Source organism: Marinobacterium arenosum (genome assembly GCF_019795155.1).
Lineage (GTDB): Bacteria > Pseudomonadota > Gammaproteobacteria > Pseudomonadales > Balneatricaceae > Marinobacterium_C > Marinobacterium_C arenosum.
In genome coordinates this window covers 1-20,744 of the sequence record NZ_JAILYN010000043.1, presented here as the reverse complement: position 1 = coordinate 20,744, position 20,744 = coordinate 1, and the positions used below count along the sequence as shown (strand labels likewise).

The following is a 20,744-nucleotide window of genomic DNA, read 5'->3' as shown; positions in this document are numbered from 1 at the left end:
CTAAAATCGCCTGTTCGGAGCCGCCCGGCCCTTTCCGAGCTCGAAAGCAGGCGGCAACAATACTAATGCATTTGCGAATTATTTGCATTTGTAGTCAAAAATCAATTCTTCAAAAACAATTTGCCGGTCGTTACCCACTTTATGCCGGCCAGGGGCCGATCCAGCCTCCACAGATCGCCCGTTTCCAGCACGGTCCCGGCCGGTTTTCCGTTGCACCGGTTCCGCATATCAAACAGTTAGTGACAAGCATCGCCCCGGTCTCCAATGCCGCCGCCCCCAAACCGGGAAAACTGAACTACGCTAGCTACAGAGAGATCTTTTTAGCAACGGCTTAAACCCATTCCTTTCCCCGTGAGGGGATAACCAGCACACCGACAAGCGAGTGTGCGAACGTTCTGATACTGCAGAATCCCCTTCCTGCAGCACTCAGAATTGGGGCGGCTGGTCTTCCACAACCGGGCCGACCGCCCCAGCCTTTACCCACCTGCTTGGTCAAGCCCCTTCCAATTCCGCCGATCTGTTGAAAACAGAGTTATCAGGCACCGCGAGCGACACCCCTGTCGTTCTCACTACTCATATGCCCCATTGCCCCGTACGGCTCACGCCGAGCCACCGTATGCCGGTCGCAGCAATGAGTTGGCCCCCTTATTGCTTTGCTCTTGCGCTATATCGCTTTAACGGATACGAGCTTTGACCGCTCCGAACAACAAGAACAACAGGACAACGATCATGAAACAGACCCGAATCCAGCCGCTTCTGGCGACCGGCTTGCTACTGGCCTCGACACCCGCCCTGGCCCATCAGGCACAAGATCTGTCCGGAGGACTCTGGGCTGGCCTCAGCCACCCCTATAACGGCCTGGACCATCTATTGGCGATGCTGGCGGTGGGCGGCTGGGCTGCCCTGCAATCAGGCCACCAGCGGCTGACAATTCCGCTGACCTTCATGCTGATGCTGGCGGTCGGTTTTGTTGCCGCGTTGATGGGCATACATCTGCCACTGCTAGAGAGTGGTATCGCCAGCTCGGTGCTGGTACTCGGCCTGCTGATCCTGACGGCGGCCCGCCTGCCTGCGATCATCAGCCTGTCGCTGATCGCGCTGTTTGCGCTGCTACACGGCTTCGCGCACGGCAGCGAGCTGGGGTCGGCTGTCGCCCTGTATTTTGCTGGCGGCTTTATCGTCGCCAGCCTGAGTCTGCATCTGGTCGGTGGCGGCGTGATGAACCGCCTGCAGACCCGGATGCCGATACTGGCCCGAACCGGCGGTGCCGCCCTGGTACTGACCGGCGCGAACCTTGTTACGTCGCTGTAAAGGCAACGCTGCGGTCGGATGACAGCCGCGGCAATATCCATGCTTAATCACCCAAATCCTTGACCGGGCCCCGTGCCCGGTTTTTTTATTTCTATTGGCTTACCCTGGCACGCCAAGCGAAACCAATAGAGATCCGAACCGACCACGCAGGCCAAAAGACCCCTTCCCGAAGCATTCCGCCTTCTAGCAACCACCTTGACGGATTTCCCTCTACAGAGATCATCTGGCCCCCTCTGCCAGCAGCATTTGCGACGCGTTACCGGTCCAGTCACGACAGGCCACCCGGCAGGCCTCGCCGCCGCCGAAATTCGTGGTAGGCTGCTCGAAAGTACTGCCTGTCGACTCCCCGGAGGAGAGCAACAACGGTTATGCAAGCGGAACAGATCGAGATCCTGGGGTTTCTGGGTCAATACGTCCCCTTCAAAGGCCTGCCCGAGAAGACCCTGGAGCGGGTGGCCTGCCACGTGGAGGTCGGCTATTACCGTGCCGGTAAGCAGATCTTCGCCTTCGGCGACGAGATTCACGATCTCTGCATGATCCGTAGCGGCGCGGTGGAGATCTATCGTCGTAACGGCGAACTCTACAATCGCCTCGACGAGGGCGACCTGTTCGGGCAGATGGGTTTGTTGATGAACAACCGGGTGCGTTTGCCGGCCAAGGCTCTGGAAGACTCGCTGATCTATTTTATTCCCGAGGCGATATTCAACGAGTTGTACGAGCAGTTCGACGAGTTTGCCTATTTCGTCGAGCTGGATGACAGTACCCGCCTGCGCCATGCGGTCTCCCGTAGCGAGGACAGCAACGAGTTGATGCTGGCCAAGGCCACCGCCCTGGTGACCCGCGAACCGGTCACCCTGGAGATGACCAAAACCATTCAACAGGCGGCACAGAAGATGACCGAGGAGGGCGTCTCCTCGCTGTTGATCATTGATCCCCAGGTCGCGCAAAAGCAGCAGGATCCGGACGAGCCCGCCAACATGGTGGTCGGCATCATCACCGACCGCGACCTGCGAACCCGGGTGGTAAGTACCGGCCTGCCGCTACAGACGCCGGTCGCCGAGGTGATGTCGTCGGAACTGATCACCCTGGACGCCGATGCCTACGTGTTCGAGGCGATGCTGACCATGCTGCGTTTTAACCTGCACCATCTGCCGATTCTCGATCGCAAGCAGCCGGTGGGGGTGATCGCCATCTCCGATATCGTGCGCTACGAGTCCCAGAGCAGCCTCTATATGGTGCGCAGCATCTTCCGTTCTCAGAACGTCGAGGAGCTCAAGGCGCTTACCGACGAGGTCAAGGCCTGCTTCGTGCGCATGGTCAACGAGGATGCCAACTCCCATATGATCGGCAGCGCCATGTCGGTGATCGGCCGCAGCTTCAAGCAGCGCCTGCTGGAGCTCGCCGAGGAGCAGCTGGGACCGCCACCGGTGCCTTACTGCTTTCTGGCGCTGGGCTCCATGGCCCGGGATGAGCAACTGATCATCACCGACCAGGACAATGCGCTGATTCTCGACGACCGCTACGACCCCGCTCTTCACGGCGACTACTTTGAACGGCTGGCCAAGTTTGTCTGCGACGGCCTCGATGCCTGTGGTTATACCCATTGCAAAGGCGGCATCATGGCCAGCAACCCCACCTGGCGCAAGACCCGTTCCGAGTGGCAACAATGCTTCGCCGACTGGATCGAAACCCCCAATCCGGAGGCGTTGCTGCACAGCTCCATCTTCTTCGATCTCGACGGCGTCTGGGGCAAGACCGCCTGGGCAGAACGGCTTAACCGCTTCGTGGTGCGCCGTGCCCGCAACAACCGCCGCTTTCTCGCCTGCCTGGCCCGCAACGCCCTCAACCGAACACCGCCACTGGGTTTCTTCAAGAATTTCGTGATGGAGCAGGACGGCCGCCACAAGAACTCGATCAACCTCAAGCGGCGCGGCACCGCCCCGCTGGCCGACGTCATCCGGGTTCACGCCCTGGCCGTGGGCTCGCTGGCGCGGAACTCCTTCGAGCGGCTCGACGATATCGCCAAACACGGCATCATGCCCAAGGGGCGCGATTCCGATCTACGCGATGCGCTGGAGTTCATCGCCATGGTAAGGATTCGTCATCAGGCGCTGGACCTGCAGGCCGGTCGCGAGCCCGACAACAATATCGAGCCGGAAAACCTCACCGACTTCGAACGCCGCAACCTGAAGGACGCGTTCCAGATTCTCAGCAACGCCCAGAAGTTCATCAAGTATCGCTACCACCCCAACCGCTGACGAGAGAACCATCATGGTGCTACCGCTGAGACCCCGGCCCGAACACCACCCACAGCAGCAAACGCCCCTCTGGCCGGAGCGTTTCCGGCAGCTGGCCGGCGCGGTCGAAGACAGCCGCCTGCGGGCCTTTTATCAGGGCGGCGTAGTGAGTGCCGATACCCCGCTCGGCGAGGTGCCCTTCGTGGCCCTGGACCTGGAAACCACCGGCCTCAATCCCCGCAAACACGATATCGTCAGCGTCGGCCTGGTGCCCTTCGACCTGCAGCGCATCCGCTGTCGCGATGCCCGCCACTGGATCCTAAAACCGCGTCGGCCGCTGGCCAAGGAGTCGGTGGTGATCCACGGCATCACCCACTCCGAGGTTCGCCAGGCCCCTGACCTGCTGGGCGTCCTCGAGCCGCTGCTGGAATCGCTGGCCGGTCGCATCGTCGTCGTCCACTACCGTCATATCGAGCGCGGCTTTCTCGACGCCGTGCTGAAGCGGCGCATGGGCGAGGGGATAGAATTTCCAGTGGTCGATACCATGGAGCTGGAGGCGCGGCTACACCGGGTGCGCCCGCTCGGTATCTGGGCACGGCTGATGGGAAAGAAACCGGTTTCCATCCGCCTCGCCGACAGCCGTACCCGCTACGGACTGCCCTACTACCAAGCGCACCACGCCTTGACCGACGCACTCGCCACCGCCGAGCTGCTGCAGGCGCAGATCGCCCACCGTTTCTCCCCCGACACCCCGATTGAGGCATTGTGGCTGTAGATCAGGCATAGAGCGGCATTACGATGGGGGCGAGGGCGAAGCGTCGCTCGCCTGATATCCGGAGATCGGTTGTTCGAACCGCATAGGTTACCCAGTTTTTATCCAATAAGTTATCCACAGAAGCTGATATATCAACGCCAGACACCCGGCAAGCGCCTCTCCGACGCTGTGGACAAGCAAAAACCGCATCAAAAACAGCCTGTCAACGGCTTGACAGCAGCTGCTTATCCAACCCATCCCAGCCACTGAACAGAATACAACCAGCGGAGCACAAGCCGCTAATGGCGGGCGCTTCAGCCGGTTACCCGGAGTCTATGCCGACCTTATACAGCGGGTTATTCACAGAAGCTGTGGATTGTGACCAACAGGATGCCGAAAGACCTTGAAACCGCTGATTTTTGTCCACATGGGCAGGTTTTAGGCGCTTACACACAGTCGCCGGGCTGATACAGCAGCTTCGGCAGCAAATTTAACTCACAGGCGTGCACAGCGATGCGGGGGCATTGACAGCAGCGTTGCGCCTGCGGCTCTGCCGATCGCGGAGGAGCGGCTACGACCGAGGTAAGACTGCTTACCGGTTTTCCGGCACGCAACCAAACGTCAGTTGTCTGATGGGGGGATTACGAAGGACCGCGGCACTATCACCAGGCCGAACAGATTTGGGACCCAACACCACTGTTAACTCAAAACTGTTAACTCATGCAGGATATAAAAAACCCGCCACCGAGTGATTCAGTGGCGGGCGATTGCTGATAGCCGCGGGCTACTTATCAGACACCGGCTTTCCAACCGGAGGTAATTGGATAGCGGCGGTCACGACCGAAGCCACGCTGGGTGATCCGCACGCCGACCGGCGCCTGACGGCGCTTGTATTCGTTGATATCCACCAGCCAGATCACCCGCTTGACGTCGGTCTCGTCGAAGCCTTCGGCGATGATCGCATCGGCGCTGTAATCACACTCGACATAGAGCTCCAGAATCCGATCCAGCACATCGTAGTCCGGCAGGCTGTCCTGGTCGGTCTGGTCCGGCGCCAGTTCGGCCGACGGCGGACGGTCGATCACCCGCTGCGGTATCACCGGGCTGATGCTGTTGCGATAGTTGGACAGCCGGTAGACCAGCGTCTTGGGGACATCCTTCAGCACATCGAAACCACCGGCCATATCGCCGTACAGCGTGGAATAGCCGACCGCCATCTCGCTCTTGTTGCCGGTGGTCAACACCAGGTAACCCTTCTTGTTGGAGATCGCCATCAACAGCACACCGCGACAGCGCGCCTGCAGGTTCTCCTCGGTGGTATCGCGGGCGGTGCCTTCGAACTGGTCGGCCAACTGGCCCATGAAGGTATCGAACATCGGTTCGATGGAGATCACATCGTATTGCACGCCCAGCGTGTTGGCCTCGGCCTCGGCGTCCTCCAAACTCATCGACGAGGTGTAGCGGAACGGCATCATCACCGCTTCGACCCGCTCGGCACCCAGTGCGTCGACCGCCACCGCCAGGGTCAGCGCCGAATCGATGCCGCCGGACAGGCCCAGCACCACGCCCTTGAAGCCGTTCTTGTTGACGTAGTCACGCACCCCCAGCACCAGCGCGTTATAGACGCTCTGCTCCAGCGTCGGGTGCGGTTCGCTGGGATGGGCGCAGCTCAGCCGGCCGCTGGCCGAATCGAACTCGACCAGATAATCCGCTTCCTGGAAGTGATCGCCGCTGAACAGCAGCTCTCCGGCGACATCGACCACCTTGGAGCCGCCGTCAAACACCAGTTCATCCTGGCCGCCGACCATGTTGACGTAGAGGATCGGGCAGCCGGCCTGCCGGGCGCGCTCGCGCAGCAGCTCGGTGCGGTGACGCGGCTTGTCGATATGGAACGGCGAGGCGTTGATGTTCAGCATCAGTTGCGCGCCGGCTTCACGGGCCTGCAGCGCCGGCCCCGGATGCCAGATGTCTTCGCAGACAGTCAACGCCACCGGTACCCCGTTGATCGGCACCACCAGCGGCTGATCGCCTTCGCTGAAGTAGCGCTTCTCGTCGAACACCTGATAGTTGGGCAGGCACTGCTTGGCATATTCACCCAGCAGCTGGCCGTTATGGATCACCCCGGCCATGTTGTACAGCTTGCCGTCGCGCATACGCGGGTAACCGACCACCAGGTAGATATCGCGTACCTCGTCGCAGAGCCGCTGCAGCGCCTGACCGACGCGGGTCTCCAAGCTGGGCCGCAACAGCAGATCCTCCGGCGGATAGCCGGTCAGCGCCAGTTCCGGAAACATCACCACGTCGGCCTGCTGCATGCGAGCCTGATTGGCGCCATCGATCACCTTCTGGGTGTTGCCGGGGATATCCCCGACCAGGAAATTCTGTTGGGCCATCAGGACCCGAAGTGCGTTACTCATCAGTCGTTCTTCAATTCAGCTCAACACGTCCGGCCAAGGCATAAGGGGCCGGGTCGATAATCGGATCTCGTTTCAGCAGCAGGTCGGCCAGCAGGCGGGTCGACGCCGGCGCCAATACCAGGCCGTTGCGGAACTGGCCGGCATTGACCCAAAGCCCTTGGTAGCCCGGCACGGCGCCGATATAGGGCACGCCCTCGGGCGAACCGGGCCGCAGGCCGGACCAATGATGCTCGATCGGGAACTCAGCCAGTGCCGGCAGAATCGACAGCGCGGTCTGGTGCAACGAGTGGCGCGTCTCTTCGTCAGTGCGCTTGTTGAAGCCAATCCGCTCCAGGGTACTGCCCACCAGCACCCGACCATCGCTACGCGGAATCAGGTAGCGCCCGTCGGCCAGCACCACCCGGTCGATCAAGCCGACCGGCGCCCGGTACAGCATCATCTGACCATGCACCGGCTCGACCGGCAGGCCGATGCCAAGCTCGGCCAGCAGCTCGCCGCTCCAGGCACCCGCAGCGATCACCGTCTGTTCCGCGCGGAACTCTCCGGCGCTGGTGCTTACTCCGCTGATCCGCTCACCGTCGATAAGCAGGCCGGACACAGCGGCCTGCTCGATCAGCCGGATCTTCGGATTTAACCGTAATGATTCGCGCAGTGCACGGCCCAAGCGCGGGTTCCGCACGCTGGCCACTTCCGGCATCCAGATAGCACTTTCAACCCCTTCGGCCAGGCGCGGTTCCTTACGGTAGACGAACTCGCCATCCACCCGGCGCAGCGGGCGATGGAACCGTGCCGCCCAGGCCAATGCCTCGGCTTCGTCGTCCACCGACAACATCAGCATCCCCTTCTGGCGCAGCTCGGGATCGTAACCGGTTTCGTCGATCAACTCGTCGGCCAGATGGATGTAGCTGCTCTGCGACCAAGTCGCCAGCCGGGTTACCGGCTCGCTATAGCGCCAGGGGTACAGCGGCGACACGATACCGCCACCGGCCCAACTGGACTCCTGAGCGCACTGGCGCCGCTCGACCAGGGTTACCTCGGCACCGGATTGTGCCAGTTCCCGGGCGGTCATCATACCGATGACGCCCCCGCCAATCACTAGAAAATCAGACATCACTGCTCGCCTTGGAAATTCGATTGCATCTGCGACAAGGCCGGTCGGTTGATCTGCCGCCGGCACCTTTCTATGCAATCTATCAGTGCCGGTCCCATCAGCGCAAAGGGAGCAACCGGAAACGGCCCAATGGCCCCAAATGGAAAAACCGGCTGGCCCCATTGTCGGGGCCCAGCCGGTTGGATGAACGCATCGGATCAGCCGGTTTAACGCACCTCGATCACCGCTCCGGACACATTGCCGCTGACCGGGCTGCCGGAGAAATCCGGGTGGCTGACGATGCGGGTTCGCGACGGCAAACTATCCAGAGTGATGGAACCGTTGAAGCCGGCCGGCACCGTACAGGTGAAGGCCACCTCGTTGCTGCCACTACGTGCATCGTCGATTACCCCCAGCGAGGCGGCACAGCTACCCTCGCCCGAGCTCACCACCGCACTGGCGGACAGATCGACCGAGTTGTTGTTGTCCAGGTTACGCACCACCCCGGTCACGTTGTACTCGGTATCGCCCGGCACACAACTGCTGGCCAGCGAGTATTCATAGCCACTGACATCCGCCGTCAGATCACCAAAGGCATAGGTCGCCACCGAACAGATATTCAAGTTACTGCTGCTCAGGGTGATGGTACCGGTCCAGCCACCACCCGCATCGTAAACGGTGCAGTTCCAGCTCAGGTCGGCCTCATCGATGGTGCAACTCTCCGCTTGCGAGGTCACCAGGCTAAGCTGATCGCTGCTGGCACTCTCGCCCTCGGCCACGCTGATGGTACCGCTGATCTGCCGCGGCGTGGTGGTTACCTGGAAACCGAGATCTTCCGGCAACTCGTCCGGGCAGGTCTTGTTGCCGTTCTCGTCGTACAGGCAGACAAAACTGCCGCTGTTGTTCTGGAACTCGTCGCTGGAGGAGACCACCAGCTCCGCCAGGCAGTCGGCATCCACCGGGCTACCGCTGATCACGGTGATCAGGAAGTCGTGGGTCTGCGGCTGATCCACCGAGCTGCGGCTGGTGTCGCCATAGGCATCGCCCTCGGCCATACCATCGGACAGGTAGATCCGGTTGCCGCTGCCATCGATCGCCGGCTCGGTCAGGTCGCCATCGTTATCGATATCGGTAATATCGAACTGCGGCGTGTAACCGCGGTAGCCGCGTGCACCGAGCAGCTGCGGATGGCGGCTGTCGGCATTGCCGCTGTCGCTCAGATCCGGATCGCCGCCACAGATGCGATCGTTGCTGTTGGTACTGTCGGTACGCAGGATACCGATATTGCCGTACCAGCCGGAACCGAAGAAGCAGTCGTAGGTGTAGTAGCTGTACAGCAGCGTGCCATCGGTGGTGTCGCCTTCGAGCACGTCGACGTTATCGCCGTCCACCAGCCGTACCTCACGCACCTCGGTGACCACCGCCCCCTCGCCGTCACGAACCGGGTCGCCACTGCCATCCAGCTGGATCCGTTTCGGGCAGACGCCGACGTCGGACGGCTTGACGATCACCACCGACTGGTCCACCGCACCGGACTTGATATAGACCCGGCCGGTGATGGTCGAGAACTGCGTCTGACTGATCAGCAGCTTCTCGTTGTCGGCATCGGTCAGGATGTAGTTCGGGGTATCCAGATAGATCTTGCTGCCGGGCACACCGTAGTCATCACTGAGTTCCTGGGTGTCACCATCCGGGGTGAAGGTGCCGTCGGCATACTGGGCGCCCCCCACCGGGGTGTCGACGAAGCCGCCACCGTCCAGTCCATCGCCGACCAGGCCGGCCATCGCTTCGGTATCCGAGGCTGAAATGAAACTACGCAGGGAGACGCTCTGATTGCCGTCCGCATCGGTCCAGTTGACCGCTACCTGGACATTGGCATGCCTTGGGGCGGTGGAGTTGGGTACGAAGCTGATCGTCGCCACCCGGGTATAGACGGCGTTGACCCCGGTCAGGTTGTTCTCGGTGCCACCGCTCACGGTGGCCAGACCGTTACGGGCGGCAAGCTCACGAACCAGCTCCAGCTTCTGTTGCGCCAGCTGCATCGCCTCGGTTTCTGCTTTCACCTGGGCCGACTCGGAAAACAGCCCGCCGGAAAACATCGACAATGACAGCAGGCCGAAGCCCAACACGAACAGCGATACCAGCACCTCGATAAAGCCGACACCGCGCTGGCCCGAATGGGTCCTGATCATGGTTCTCTCTCCATTTACCAGTCGCGCCAGGTTCCGGGCACGGCCACCGGTTTACCCACAAAGGCAACGTTATCCAATACGCTGCTGTCAAAGATCACATCCAGGCTGCCGGTGCCATCCACATTGCCGCGCATGATCGCGGCACCGTTGACGGTCAGGTTACCCTGGGCATCCCAGTCGCCGGAGACAAACAGGATGCCGTACACGGTCACCGTACCGGCACCGAACATGTTGCCATCGACCACCAGTACCACCGGCTGGTCGGCCGTTCCGATCTGGGTGTTGCTGGTAAAGCTGGCGTCACCGTCGACCCAGATCACTTCGCCTTTCTTACCGTCCAGCGTGGTCACCGCGGTGGTGTCCGGGTCGATATCGGTGCGTACGATACGGCTACGGTAGTCCGACGGGCTCAGGCCGAAGAAGTTACGGAAATAGTCGTCATCGGTCAGGGTGGACAGGTTGGCATCGTTGTCGATCACGTCCAGCCCCTTGTTGTTCTTGTTGGTCGATTCGATACCGCCGGCGGCGGTCGGGTGCTTGATAATGGTTTTCGGCGAGTTGCCGGTCACATCGACGCTGTCGCCGGACCAGATGGTCAGGCTACTTTCGAGATTGGTGATCGTACCGCTGCCCTTCAGGTCGACGAAACCACGCGAGGTCAGCGGATTATCCGGTGCGTTGGCCACCGCCGGTGTGCTGCTGATCTGTTCACGGATGGTACGTACCGCGCCCTGGTCGTCACTACGCCCCTGCGCTTCGATGGTAACCACCGCCAGGTTGCCGACCAGCACATCGTCGACAAAACGCACCCGGTAGGAGGGGCCGCTGGTCCCGGAGACGTAGGTCCAGTTCGGATAACCCAGCAGGGTGTCCAGACTGTCGTTGGCGTCAAGGTCGCCGCCAAAGGTCTGGAAATAGCCGGTAGCGTAGCCATGGCCGGCGAAGGCGGCCTCGAACGCCTGCTGGGCGCGCCGCTCGTTGCTGATCACCCGCTGCTGGGTCACCACCCCCTGGGAGCTGGTGAACACCACCAGCGTCACCGCGATCAGCAGCAGCGTCGACAGCGTCAGGGTGATCACGCCGCGCTGGCATCTGGCTTGCGTAGCACCGGCACTGGTTAGATTGCTGTTCATTCGCGCACCACGTTGTTAGCCAGTTTAACGGTGGTATTCAGGGTCTTGGTGATACTGTTATCGCTGACCAGCTGACCGGTCAGTTGAATGGTCAACTGCCAGCTTTCGATGTTCATCGCGGTATTCACGCCGGCATCGCTGGTTACCGTCAGCGCGGTTAAATTCTGGGTAGTCCAGGCAAAACTCAATGCGCTGATGGTGACCATCGACGGGTCTGACAGCTGGGTCCAACTGCCGGAGTTGCAGCTGAAGGTGGCCTCGGCGGCACTGGCCAGGCCGGTGCGCACCTCCACGGCACCACTGTTCAACCGGTAGCCGAACATCTCCAGCCCATCGGTATCATACAGGGTCGCATCGTTGAAGGGCGCGGCGGTCGGCACACAGCCGCTGCATACGCCGATACGGGCATCGTCGGCGGCACTGTCGGTCAGGTCGCTGTCTTCATCCAGGTTATAGCTGTACAACACACAGCTATTGGCCGCTTCACCAGCCAATTCATCGACCGATGGCAATTGAATACCGTCGATGAACGGGTTGCGGTCACCATTGCCCCAATCAACCTGCAACGCCTCCGGCCCCCAGTAACCGGCGCGGCGGATGTCATCGCTCATCCATAGCAGGATCGCATTCAGCTCCTGCTCCAGCCTCGCCTGCTCCAGAAGATCCTTGCTGCCACCAACCGTGGCGGCGAATACATTGATCACGCCGGCCAGCACAATCGCCCCCAGCGTGACGGAGATCAGCAGTTCTATCAGCGACAGGCCGGCTTGTTTGTTAACTGGTTGTCGACCGTTCATAACGACTCCAGCCCCGCTAACAGGCGGGGAAACGTGACTCGGTATCGGAACAGATCTTTACCCGGCCCAGCAGATTCAACTGTACCTGGACACTGAAGCCGGATACCGGCGAGCTCAGGGTAACGGTGCCACCCTCCAGCGCCGTACCGCGCGGCACTTCGATGGCGCTGTCATTGCCGGTGAAATCGGTACTCAGCGAGATATTGCTGAAGTCGCTGCCAGCCAGTTGGGCTGCCGGCATATTGGTCAGCGTACAGTTGCTGCCATCGGTACAGTCGCAGTTGTTGTCCTCGCTGAGCGCCATGCACCAGTCGGCTGAGCCGGTATTACCGAACTTGATGAAGATATCCTGATTGCGCGCCAGCGCGGCGCTGCGCGCCAACTGGGTATGGCTGTAGACCGCTTCGGCTGCCGAGATCAGCCGGTTGCGCTCCCAGAAGCTGCTCATGTCCGGCACCACCACTGCCAGCAGGATGGCCAGCACGGCGATCGAGATCAGCAGTTCCAGCAGCGTCAGCCCCCGTTGCAACCGCCTCCCGAGTCTCCCGGCCCGCCAAGCATTCATCGGCTAGCGCTCCCAGCAATCGGCAGCGGCATAGCTGCCGGTATAGTTGGGGCCGGTGTTATCGACCGCGAAGGTACCGCAGGCGTCGCCCGCCTGGCTACCGGTCGGCGCCGCCGTACCGACAAAACTGTTGGCGGCGCTACTGGCGACCGCCACCGTGTAGTAACCCTCGGGCGAGGTGGCCGCCACGCCAATGGCCGCCACACTGGCGCCATAGCTGGTGTTGTTGGCGCGGTATTTTTCCTGAGCGATCTGCAGTGAGAACAGTGCGGCCATGGCGTCCGCACGACGCGATTGCTGGATGTAACTGTTGTAGCTGGGCAGTGCAACCGCGCCGATGATGGCAACAATGGCCACCACCACCATCAGCTCAATCATGCTAAACCCGGCCTGACCCTGTCTGTTCATTCCATCACCCATTCGCTGGTTTCGGCAGCCCGACTGTCAACTCCGCCTTGCAGGCCACCGGACGGATCACTAACAGCATAGTCAGTGCTGCCGGATTTTGGGCTAGTGGTTTCGGCTATCAACAGCAGAATACAACAGCCTACCAAACAATCAAAATAACCGTTCAAGAATGCTTTTAACAGTGATAATTTCGCGCTAAGCCGACCGTTGGCAGCCACATTGCCGAACGGAACACGCAGCTTAGCCAAGATAATTCGGCAGTGACAAAACAGTCGCTGAGCCACTGTTACCCTTGCATGGTCTCTTTCACGCCCGGCAGTGCCGGCCGATAAAAGGCGTAAGCATATGAAGCCTGAGGGCGAAGCCGATCGGATAGCAGGCAAGCTGCGCAGACAGCTAAGCCGATGGTGTCGATCAAAGCTTGGTGACACTGCTTGGGAAAACTTGGACAGAAAGGCCACAGTACTAACATTCCCGCCGGCTGACCGGCACAAAACGAACGTTTGAATTGATCAGTGCTGCGCCAGTATAGGCAATTATTACCTATAAAAAAACCGCGATTTCGAAGATTACGGACAGGCCCTTGATCGCTTTGACGGCCACTCAGGGAATATCAAAAAACGCCGCCAGCATTGGGGGGATTGCACTCGCCAGAACGACGAAGCGACTGATCGATGGTGATAGGAACGCGACTGACAGCACCGAGGGCTGCTGGGAGGTTCGGCGTAGCAACGATTGCCGCAGCGACGGCCGGTCGCTGCGGTTTTTTTAGCGCCCCATTATCGAGCGCAGTTGTTTTACAGCAACTTGTTCAGGCAGCTTCGACGCTGACGATCTTCACTTCGAACTGCAGCGACTTACCGGCCAGCGGGTGGTTGAAGTCGACCGCCACATGCTGCTCGTCGATACGGCTGACCACCCCGGGCAGTTCACCGCCGGTCGGGTCCTGGAAGGAGATCACCAGCCCCTCCTCCAACGCCATATCCTCGAACTGGGTGCGCGGCAGACGCTGGATGTTACTCGGATTATGCATGCCGAAGCCCTGCTCCGGCTCGATCTGAAGGGTTTCGTGACTGCCGACCTGGAGGCCGAACAGCGCCTGCTCGAAACCTTCCAGCAGGCTGCCGTCACCTACCGTGAAGGTGGCCGGCTGGCTGTCGAAGTTGGAATCGACCAGTTGGCCATCTTCCAGCTTGATCGCAAAATTCAGGGTGACTTTGGTATTCGGGCCAATCGAAGTGCTCATGACGTGCCAGATCCTCTTAATCGGTCGCCTTATCGAGACCGGACAGAAACAACATATCGACAATCAGCACCACCGCCCCCAGCGTAATCGCCGTGTCCGCCAGGTTGAAGGCCGGGAAGTACCAGCCTTTGTAGTGCAGCGAGATGAAATCGATCACATACCCCTGCACGATGCGGTCGTACAGGTTGCCGATCGCACCGCCCAGCACCAGCGCCAGGCCGATGCCCAACCACCACTGCCGTGCCGGTGTGCGGTGCATCCAGTGGATCAGCATGCCCGACACCAGCAGTGCTATCAGGGCAAACACCCAGCGCTGCCAGCCACCGGCATCGGCCAGGAAGCTGAACGCCGCGCCGGTGTTATACAGCAGGGTCAGGTCGAACACCGGCAACACCGGACGGGGAACGCCGTAACTCAATACCTGGTCGGCGACGTACTTGGTGCCCAGATCGAGCACCACCACCAGCAGCGCCAGCCAAATCCAGCGCAGGCAACTGCCGGTGGTGCGAGTCGTGCTATCAGTCATCGGAGATCCTGAGGCCTACTGGCGTCAGGCGAACTGACGCGTTTCGCCCTGGCCGGCCACGTTATCGACGCAGCGGCCACAGAGCTCGTCATGCTCGGCTTTGCTGCCCACATCCTCGCGGTGGTGCCAGCAGCGTACGCACTTCTGCGCGCCACTCTTGGCGATCCGTACCCGCAGGCCAGCAACCTCGGTGTCGGCGGCATCGGTCGCTTCAGCCAGCGGTCGCACGTCGGCGCGGGAGGTGATCAGCACGAAGCGCAACTCGTCGCCCAGCTGGGCCAGCGCGCCCTGCAATGCCTCATCGCAGTACAGGGTCACTTCCGCCTCCAGGCTGCTACCGATATTGCCGGCGTTACGCTGCCCTTCCAGCTCCTTGTTGACCGCGGTCTTGGTCGCCATCACCCGGTTCCAGAAAGCACGATCCAAGGCTTCGCCCTCGGCCAGTTCAGCCAGCCCCTGGTACCAGGTTTCCAGCAGTACGCACTCGCTACGCTCGCCCGGCAGTTCCTGCCAGATCTCGTCAGCGGTGAAGCTGAGGATCGGTGCGATCCAGCGGGTCAGTGCCTCGGCGATATGGTACAGGGCGCTCTGGCAGGAGCGGCGGGCATGCCCCTCGGTCGCTGCGGTGTACTGGCGATCCTTGATGATATCCAGGTAGAAACCGCCCAGGTCCAGTGAGCAGAAGTGGGAGATCTTCTGATATACCTGCAGAAACTCGTAGTTGTCGTAGTGCCCCTGCAGCTCTTGCTGCAGCTGCGCCGCGCGGTCCACCGCCCAGCGGTCCAGCGCCACCATCTGATCGAACGCCACCATGTGTTCGGCCGGCTCGAAACCGTTCAGGTTGGCCAGCAGGAAACGGGCGGTGTTGCGGATCCGGCGATAGGCGTCGGCCGAACGCTTGAGAATCTCGTCGGAGCAGGTCATCTCGCCGCGGTAGTCGGTGGACGCCACCCACAGGCGCAGAATATCGGCGCCGTACTTGTTCATGACTTCCTGCGGCGCTACCACGTTGCCCAACGACTTGGACATCTTACGGCCCTGCCCGTCGACGGTGAAACCGTGCGTCAGCACCTGTTTGTAGGGCGCACAGCCCTTGATGGCGATACCGGTCTTCAGCGACGACTGGAACCAGCCGCGATGCTGGTCGGAGCCCTCCAGGTACAGGTCGGCCGGGAAACGCAACTCGGCACGCTGATCCAGCACCGAGTAGTGGGTCACACCGGAGTCGAACCAGACATCCAGGGTATCGGTCACTTTGCTGTACTGTTCGGCTTCATCACCCAGCAGCTCGGCGGCATCCATATCGAACCAGGCATCGATGCCCTCTTTCTCGACCCGCTGGGCAACCGTCTCGATCAGCTCGGCGGTTTTCGGGTGCAGCTGCTGGGTTTCCTTGTGGATAAACAGGGTGATCGGCACCCCCCAGGTGCGCTGGCGGGAAACACACCAGTCCGGGCTCTGATCGACCATCGCCTCGATCCGGTTCTGGCCCCAGGCCGGGAACCACTGCACGCCCTTGATCGCCTGCAGCGCATCGGCCTTCAGCCCTTTCTCGCTCATGCTGATGAACCACTGCGGCGTGGCGCGGTAGATCAGCGGCGTCTTGGTGCGCCAGCAGTGCGGATAGCTGTGCTGGAACTTATGTTCCAGCACCAGCGCGCCCTTCTCTTTCAGCAGCGCAACGATCTGGTCGTCCACCTTGTAGACATGCTCACCGGCAACTACGCCGGCCGCCTCGACGAACACCCCGCGGTCGTCGACCAGGTTCAGGGTGCCGATACCGTATTTGCGGCCCACCTCGAAGTCTTCCACACCATGGTCCGGCGCCGTGTGTACCGCACCGGTACCGGCATCCAGGGTGACGTGGTCGCCGAGAATCACCGGCACCTGCTTGTCGACGAACGGGTGCTGCAGCAGCTTGTGTTCCAGCGCCTGTCCCTTGCAACGGCCAACGATGCTGTACTGCTCGACGCCGTAACGGCCCATGGCATCCTCGATCAGCCCTTCGGCCAGCAGGATCCGCTCGACACCCTGGCCGAAATCGGCCTGCACCAGCGCGTAATCCAGTTCGGCGTTCAGCGATACCGCCTGGTTGGACGGCAGGGTCCAGGGGGTGGTGGTCCAGATCACCACGGATACCGGCCCTTCGCCGCCGCCGTTTTCCGGCGCGAAGGCAGCCAGGAAGTCCGCTTCCTCGACCGGCGCGAAGCGAACGTCGATCGCAGTGGAGGTCTTGTCCTGGTATTCCACTTCCGCTTCCGCCAGCGCGGAGGCGCCGACTACGCTCCAGTAAACCGGCTTGTAGCCTTTCACCAGGTGGCCGTTCTCGGCGATCTTGCCCAGCGCCCGGATGATGTTGGCCTCGGTATCGAAGTTCATGGTCAGGTAGGGGTTGTCCCAATCGCCCAGCACGCCCAGGCGGATGAAGTCGGCCTTCTGCCCTTCAACCTGTTCGCGCGCGTAGTCGCGGCACTTCTGGCGAAACGCCTTGAAGGAGACCTTGTCGCCCGCCTTGCCGACCATGGTTTCAACCTTGTGCTCGATCGGCAGGCCGTGGCAATCCCAACCCGGAATGTAGGGCGCGTCAAAGCCGCTGAGGCTCTTCGACTTGACGATAATGTCCTTCAGAATCTTGTTGACCGCGTGACCGATATGGATGTTGCCGTTGGCGTACGGCGGGCCGTCATGCAGGATGAAGGGATCACGGCCGGCACTGACTTCGCGAATCTTCTGGTACAGCCCCATCTTCTGCCAGCGCTTCAGCATGTCAGGTTCGCGCTTGGCCAGGTTGCCGCGCATCGGGAACGCCGTTTCCGGCAGGTTCAGTGTCGCTTTGTAATCGGTCATTATGTCGCTTCCGGGTTCTAGTTCAGGCGTCCCTCGAAGAACGCCCGGGCCTCATCGATATCGGCATGGATCTGCTGCTTCAACGCGTCGAGGCCGTCGAAGCGGCGCTCGTGGCGCAGCAAGCGCTGAAATTCCACTTTCAGCAGGCTGCCGTATAAATTTTCGTTCAGATCAAACAGGTGTGCTTCCAGCACCGGCCGGGAGCCGTTGACGGTAGGTCGCATGCCGATATTGGCAACCCCCTGCACGGTACGCCCGTCAGCCAGCGTGGCCAGCACCGCGTAGACACCGCTGAGCGGGCTGGGGTAACGGTGCATCCGCACATTGGCGGTCGGCACGCCCAGCTGGCGACCCAGCTGCTGGCCGACCACGACCCGCCCGCAGATCGCATAGGGCCGCCCCAGCAACGCCGCCGCACCGGCCAGGTCACTGGCCGCCAGCAGGTTGCGGATGCGGGTACTGCTGACCCGATCGCCATCCACCTGGAACGTCGCGGTATGCGCCACGGTAAAGCCATGCTTGCTGCCGGCCGTCGCCAACATGTTGTAGTCACCACTGCGATCGCAGCCGAAGCGGAAATCGTCGCCGACCACGAAGTGCTTGACCGCCAGGCCGTGCAGCAGCAACCGCTCGATGAACTGGTCGGCGGTCATGTTGCGCAGCCGCTCGTTGAAGCTCAGGCAGAGCACCCGGTCGATCCCCTCCTTGGTCAGCAGACGAACCTTCTCGTCGAAGCGGGTCAACCGGCGCGGCGCGGCGTTGCCGGAAAAAAATTCCTGCGGTTGCGGCTCGAAGGTGATTGCCACCGTCGGCAGGCCGAGTTCCTGTCCCTTCTGCTTGACTTGATCCAGCACACGGCGGTGGCCCAGGTGGACCCCGTCAAAGTTGCCAATGGTGGCTACACAACCCCGGTGCTTATCGCGCAGATTGTGAAGTCCCCGAATCAGTTCCATCAGATCAGCTCACAGAGTAGAAACAAGAGTAGAAACAAACGCCGGATTATAACCGGTTTGTGCTCCGCGGAATACCGCGCCGCCAGCCTCAAGCGCGCGCTTTCAGATGGCGCAGGCGCAACCCGCACAGCACCAGCACCAGGCCGTAGACAGAGACACCCGCCGCAACCAGCAACGTCATCTGCGCCGCCCGCGACCAGAGCCCCCAGGCCAGCCACTGGTCGGACTCCGCCGACAGCCACAGCAGCACGCCGACCATCGCACCATTGGCCAACAATAACCGCAACAGCATCAGCCCCCAGCCCGACTGCCAGCTGAACACTTTCAGTTTCAGCAGTCCGTACAGCAGCAGGCCGGCATTCAGGTAGGCCGACATCGAGGTCGCCGCCGCCAGACCGACATGTTTGAACGGGCCTATCAACGCCAAATTGAAAACCATATTGGCCAGCGCCGCCTGAATGCCGATCTTGACCGGTGTCCTGGTGTCCTGGCGCGAGAAATAACCGGTCGCCAACACCTTGATCAACATGAACGCCAGCAGGCCACAGGCATAGGCACGCAGACTCATCGCCGCCATCATCACATCGCGGTCGGTCAGCGCCCCGTAGTGGAACAGGGTGATGATCATCGGTTCGGCCAGCAGCAGTAGCGCCAGCGCCGCCGGCAGGCCGATCAGTAGCACCATCCGCACCGCCCAATCGAGAGTATGGGCAAACTGGTCGGCCGACTGCTCGGCATGACGGCGAGACAGGCTGGGCAGGATCACCGTTGCAATCGCAATACCGAACACGCCAAGCGGCAGCTCGGACAACCGGTCCGAGTAGTACAGCCAGGAGACACTGCCAGTCTGCAGTGTCGATGCCAGGATAGTATCCAGCAGCAGATTGAGCTGCACCACCGACACCCCGAACAGCGCCGGCACCATCAATTTCAAAATTCGCCGCACACCGGGGTCACGCCTATCAAGCACCGGCTTCGGTAGCAGCCGCAACCGCAGCAGGAAGGGCATCTGGAACAGCAACTGCAGGCCACCGGCAATCAATACCCCCCAGGCCAGCGCCAGCACCGGCGGATCGAACAGCGGACTGAGCAGAATTGCCGAACCGATCAGCGACAGGTTCAGCAGCACCGGCGTGAACGCCGGTACCGCGAAGCGCTCGTAGCTGTTCAGGATCGCACCGGCAAAAGCAGTCAACGAGATCAGCAACAGGTAGGGGAAGGTGATCCGCAGCATCTCGACCACCAGGTCGTAACGCTCGCTCTGCTCGAGATAGAAGCCCGGCGCGAACAGCGCCGCCAACACCGGTGCCGCCAGCACCGCCAACAAGCTCAGCAAGATCAGGCTGGAGCCGAGGGTGCCAGCCACCCGGTTGACCAGCTGCTGCACCGCTGCCAGATCGCGCTGCGAGCGGTACTCGGACAACACCGGTACAAATGCCTGAGAGAACGCGCCTTCAGCAAACAACCGACGCAAAAAGTTGGGGATTTTGAACGCTACAAAGAATGCGTCGGCACTGCCGGAGGCGCCAAAATAGCTGGCGGTGACCACATCCCGGGCCAAGCCGAGTATTCTTGAAAGCATCGTCATGATGCCGACAGTCGCACTGGAACGTAGCAGGCTGCGCCCCTGTTGCCCTGTAACCTGCCCTTCTGCCAAGGCGCCCCCCTCTATTGCCAATACACGGCCGTGGTTAAAAATCGGCCTCCATGATAGCGCCGCCACAAGAAATTTACCCGCGCTTTTATTGACAGCCGCCTTAGAACTAGGAATAATCTCGCGTCTTAATTTTTCGGCTTATCCATTCAAGCCGATCCTGTACATAACCAAACTTTGAGGAGCCGGACTGTGGCAAATTCCGCAGGATCTCGTAAACGCGCTCGCCAGGCTGAGAAGCGCCGCCAGCACAATGCTAGCCTGCGCTCCATGGTGCGCACCTACATCAAAAAAGTAATCAAAGCGATCGACGCTGGTGACAAGGCTGCTGCAGCCGAAGCACTGGTTGTTGCTCAGCCGTTCATGGACAGCTCCGTGAACAAGGGCATCTTCAACAAGAACAAGATCGCCCGCACCAAGAGCCGCCTGAACGCCAAGATCAAAGCCCTGGCGTAAGCAGCTCTCGCTTTGAAAAAAAACCGGCCACTGGCCTAATGCCAGTCAGTTAAGCCAACTGACTGGCATTTTTCTTTCTCACGGGGTAGCGGCATGGGCAGCTCTTTAATGCCCGGGGATAACGCCGCTCTCGCCTTGTCGGCAACACGAAAGTGGCT

General features: G+C 61.0%; 18 protein-coding genes. 5 read left to right on the top strand and 13 right to left on the bottom strand.

Going from position 1 to position 20,744, the window contains the following annotated elements; all coding sequences use genetic code 11:
• Positions 1-65 precede the first annotated feature (65 nt).
• The 4 genes from K6T12_RS16745 (at position 66) to K6T12_RS16730 (ending at position 4,323) form a co-directional block, all read left to right on the top strand.
• Positions 66-335, top strand: a complete 270-nt coding sequence (locus tag K6T12_RS16745; protein ID WP_222224020.1) for a hypothetical protein — start codon at positions 66-68, stop codon at positions 333-335.
• A gap of 394 nt (positions 336-729) precedes the next feature.
• Positions 730-1,311 carry a HupE/UreJ family protein gene (locus K6T12_RS16740; RefSeq protein ID WP_222224019.1) on the top strand — a complete coding sequence of 194 codons (582 nt, stop codon included), beginning with the start codon at positions 730-732 and terminating at the stop codon, positions 1,309-1,311.
• Between the two features lie 368 nt (positions 1,312-1,679).
• Positions 1,680-3,569 carry a DUF294 nucleotidyltransferase-like domain-containing protein gene (locus tag K6T12_RS16735; RefSeq protein WP_222224018.1) on the top strand — a complete coding sequence of 630 codons (1,890 nt, stop codon included), beginning with the start codon at positions 1,680-1,682 and terminating at the stop codon, positions 3,567-3,569.
• A gap of 13 nt (positions 3,570-3,582) precedes the next feature.
• On the top strand, positions 3,583-4,323 hold the full coding sequence (locus tag K6T12_RS16730; RefSeq protein WP_222224017.1) for a 3'-5' exonuclease: 741 nt from the start codon (positions 3,583-3,585) through the stop codon (positions 4,321-4,323).
• A 770-nt stretch (positions 4,324-5,093) separates the two neighbouring features.
• On the opposite strand, the gene K6T12_RS16725 is transcribed toward K6T12_RS16730, so the two are convergent.
• The 13 genes from K6T12_RS16725 to murJ form a co-directional block, all read right to left on the bottom strand.
• Positions 5,094-6,719 (bottom strand): NAD+ synthase, encoded by a 1,626-nt coding sequence (locus K6T12_RS16725; protein ID WP_222224016.1) that lies wholly within the window; start codon positions 6,717-6,719, stop codon positions 5,094-5,096.
• A 10-nt stretch (positions 6,720-6,729) separates the two neighbouring features.
• A complete protein-coding gene (thiO, locus tag K6T12_RS16720; protein WP_222224015.1) occupies positions 6,730-7,830 on the bottom strand; it encodes a glycine oxidase ThiO in 1,101 nt (366 codons plus the stop codon).
• A gap of 206 nt (positions 7,831-8,036) precedes the next feature.
• On the bottom strand, positions 8,037-10,001 hold the full coding sequence (locus tag K6T12_RS16715; protein WP_222224014.1) for a type IV pilus modification PilV family protein: 1,965 nt from the start codon (positions 9,999-10,001) through the stop codon (positions 8,037-8,039).
• A gap of 14 nt (positions 10,002-10,015) precedes the next feature.
• Entirely contained in the window at positions 10,016-11,134 is a 1,119-nt protein-coding gene (locus K6T12_RS16710) for a PilX N-terminal domain-containing pilus assembly protein (protein ID WP_222224013.1), read from the bottom strand.
• Positions 11,131-11,931: a prepilin-type N-terminal cleavage/methylation domain-containing protein gene (locus K6T12_RS16705; protein WP_222224012.1), complete on the bottom strand. Its 801-nt coding sequence runs from the start codon at positions 11,929-11,931 to the stop codon at positions 11,131-11,133. The genes K6T12_RS16710 and K6T12_RS16705 overlap by 4 nt, the downstream gene beginning before the upstream one ends.
• Before the next feature lie 16 nt (positions 11,932-11,947).
• Complete coding sequence (locus K6T12_RS16700) at positions 11,948-12,460, bottom strand: GspH/FimT family pseudopilin (RefSeq protein WP_222224011.1); 513 nt, start codon at positions 12,458-12,460, stop codon at positions 11,948-11,950.
• Between the two features lie 39 nt (positions 12,461-12,499).
• Complete coding sequence (locus K6T12_RS16695) at positions 12,500-12,904, bottom strand: type IV pilin protein (RefSeq protein WP_222224010.1); 405 nt, start codon at positions 12,902-12,904, stop codon at positions 12,500-12,502.
• A complete protein-coding gene (locus tag K6T12_RS16690; protein ID WP_222224009.1) occupies positions 12,901-13,152 on the bottom strand; it encodes a hypothetical protein in 252 nt (83 codons plus the stop codon). Before K6T12_RS16690 ends, K6T12_RS16695 begins: the two co-directional genes overlap by 4 nt.
• Before the next feature lie 563 nt (positions 13,153-13,715).
• Positions 13,716-14,150 carry an FKBP-type peptidyl-prolyl cis-trans isomerase gene (locus K6T12_RS16685; protein ID WP_222224008.1) on the bottom strand — a complete coding sequence of 145 codons (435 nt, stop codon included), beginning with the start codon at positions 14,148-14,150 and terminating at the stop codon, positions 13,716-13,718.
• A 16-nt stretch (positions 14,151-14,166) separates the two neighbouring features.
• The gene (gene lspA, locus K6T12_RS16680; RefSeq protein ID WP_222224007.1) at positions 14,167-14,676 is read right to left on the bottom strand and encodes a signal peptidase II; all 510 of its coding nucleotides are present in this window, start codon (positions 14,674-14,676) and stop codon (positions 14,167-14,169) included.
• 24 nt (positions 14,677-14,700) lie between these two features.
• On the bottom strand, positions 14,701-17,523 hold the full coding sequence (ileS, locus tag K6T12_RS16675; RefSeq protein WP_222224006.1) for an isoleucine--tRNA ligase: 2,823 nt from the start codon (positions 17,521-17,523) through the stop codon (positions 14,701-14,703).
• A 17-nt stretch (positions 17,524-17,540) separates the two neighbouring features.
• Positions 17,541-18,476: a bifunctional riboflavin kinase/FAD synthetase gene (gene ribF, locus K6T12_RS16670; protein ID WP_222224005.1), complete on the bottom strand. Its 936-nt coding sequence runs from the start codon at positions 18,474-18,476 to the stop codon at positions 17,541-17,543.
• Positions 18,477-18,564: 88 nt separating this feature from the next.
• Positions 18,565-20,064, bottom strand: a complete 1,500-nt coding sequence (murJ, locus tag K6T12_RS16665; RefSeq protein WP_390879094.1) for a murein biosynthesis integral membrane protein MurJ — start codon at positions 20,062-20,064, stop codon at positions 18,565-18,567.
• A gap of 258 nt (positions 20,065-20,322) precedes the next feature.
• On the opposite strand from murJ, the gene rpsT reads away from it, so the two are divergent.
• On the top strand, positions 20,323-20,586 hold the full coding sequence (gene rpsT, locus K6T12_RS16660; protein WP_222224003.1) for a 30S ribosomal protein S20: 264 nt from the start codon (positions 20,323-20,325) through the stop codon (positions 20,584-20,586).
• Positions 20,587-20,744: the final 158 nt, after the last annotated feature.

Bases quoted from the DNA above. Each gene is read 5' to 3' on its own strand.
- K6T12_RS16745 (WP_222224020.1), top strand. From the start codon at position 66: ATGCATTTGCGAATTATTTGCATTTGTAGTCAAAAATCAATTCTTCAA.
- K6T12_RS16740 (WP_222224019.1), top strand. From the start codon at position 730: ATGAAACAGACCCGAATCCAGCCGCTTCTGGCGACCGGCTTGCTACTG.
- K6T12_RS16735 (WP_222224018.1), top strand. From the start codon at position 1,680: ATGCAAGCGGAACAGATCGAGATCCTGGGGTTTCTGGGTCAATACGTC.
- K6T12_RS16730 (WP_222224017.1), top strand. From the start codon at position 3,583: ATGGTGCTACCGCTGAGACCCCGGCCCGAACACCACCCACAGCAGCAA.
- K6T12_RS16725 (WP_222224016.1), bottom strand. From the start codon at position 6,719: ATGAGTAACGCACTTCGGGTCCTGATGGCCCAACAGAATTTCCTGGTC.
- thiO (WP_222224015.1), bottom strand. From the start codon at position 7,830: ATGTCTGATTTTCTAGTGATTGGCGGGGGCGTCATCGGTATGATGACC.
- K6T12_RS16715 (WP_222224014.1), bottom strand. From the start codon at position 10,001: ATGATCAGGACCCATTCGGGCCAGCGCGGTGTCGGCTTTATCGAGGTG.
- K6T12_RS16710 (WP_222224013.1), bottom strand. From the start codon at position 11,134: ATGAACAGCAATCTAACCAGTGCCGGTGCTACGCAAGCCAGATGCCAG.
- K6T12_RS16705 (WP_222224012.1), bottom strand. From the start codon at position 11,931: ATGAACGGTCGACAACCAGTTAACAAACAAGCCGGCCTGTCGCTGATA.
- K6T12_RS16695 (WP_222224010.1), bottom strand. From the start codon at position 12,904: ATGAACAGACAGGGTCAGGCCGGGTTTAGCATGATTGAGCTGATGGTG.
- K6T12_RS16685 (WP_222224008.1), bottom strand. From the start codon at position 14,150: ATGAGCACTTCGATTGGCCCGAATACCAAAGTCACCCTGAATTTTGCG.
- lspA (WP_222224007.1), bottom strand. From the start codon at position 14,676: ATGACTGATAGCACGACTCGCACCACCGGCAGTTGCCTGCGCTGGATT.
- ileS (WP_222224006.1), bottom strand. From the start codon at position 17,523: ATGACCGATTACAAAGCGACACTGAACCTGCCGGAAACGGCGTTCCCG.
- ribF (WP_222224005.1), bottom strand. From the start codon at position 18,476: ATGGAACTGATTCGGGGACTTCACAATCTGCGCGATAAGCACCGGGGT.
- murJ (WP_390879094.1), bottom strand. From the start codon at position 20,064: ATGACGATGCTTTCAAGAATACTCGGCTTGGCCCGGGATGTGGTCACC.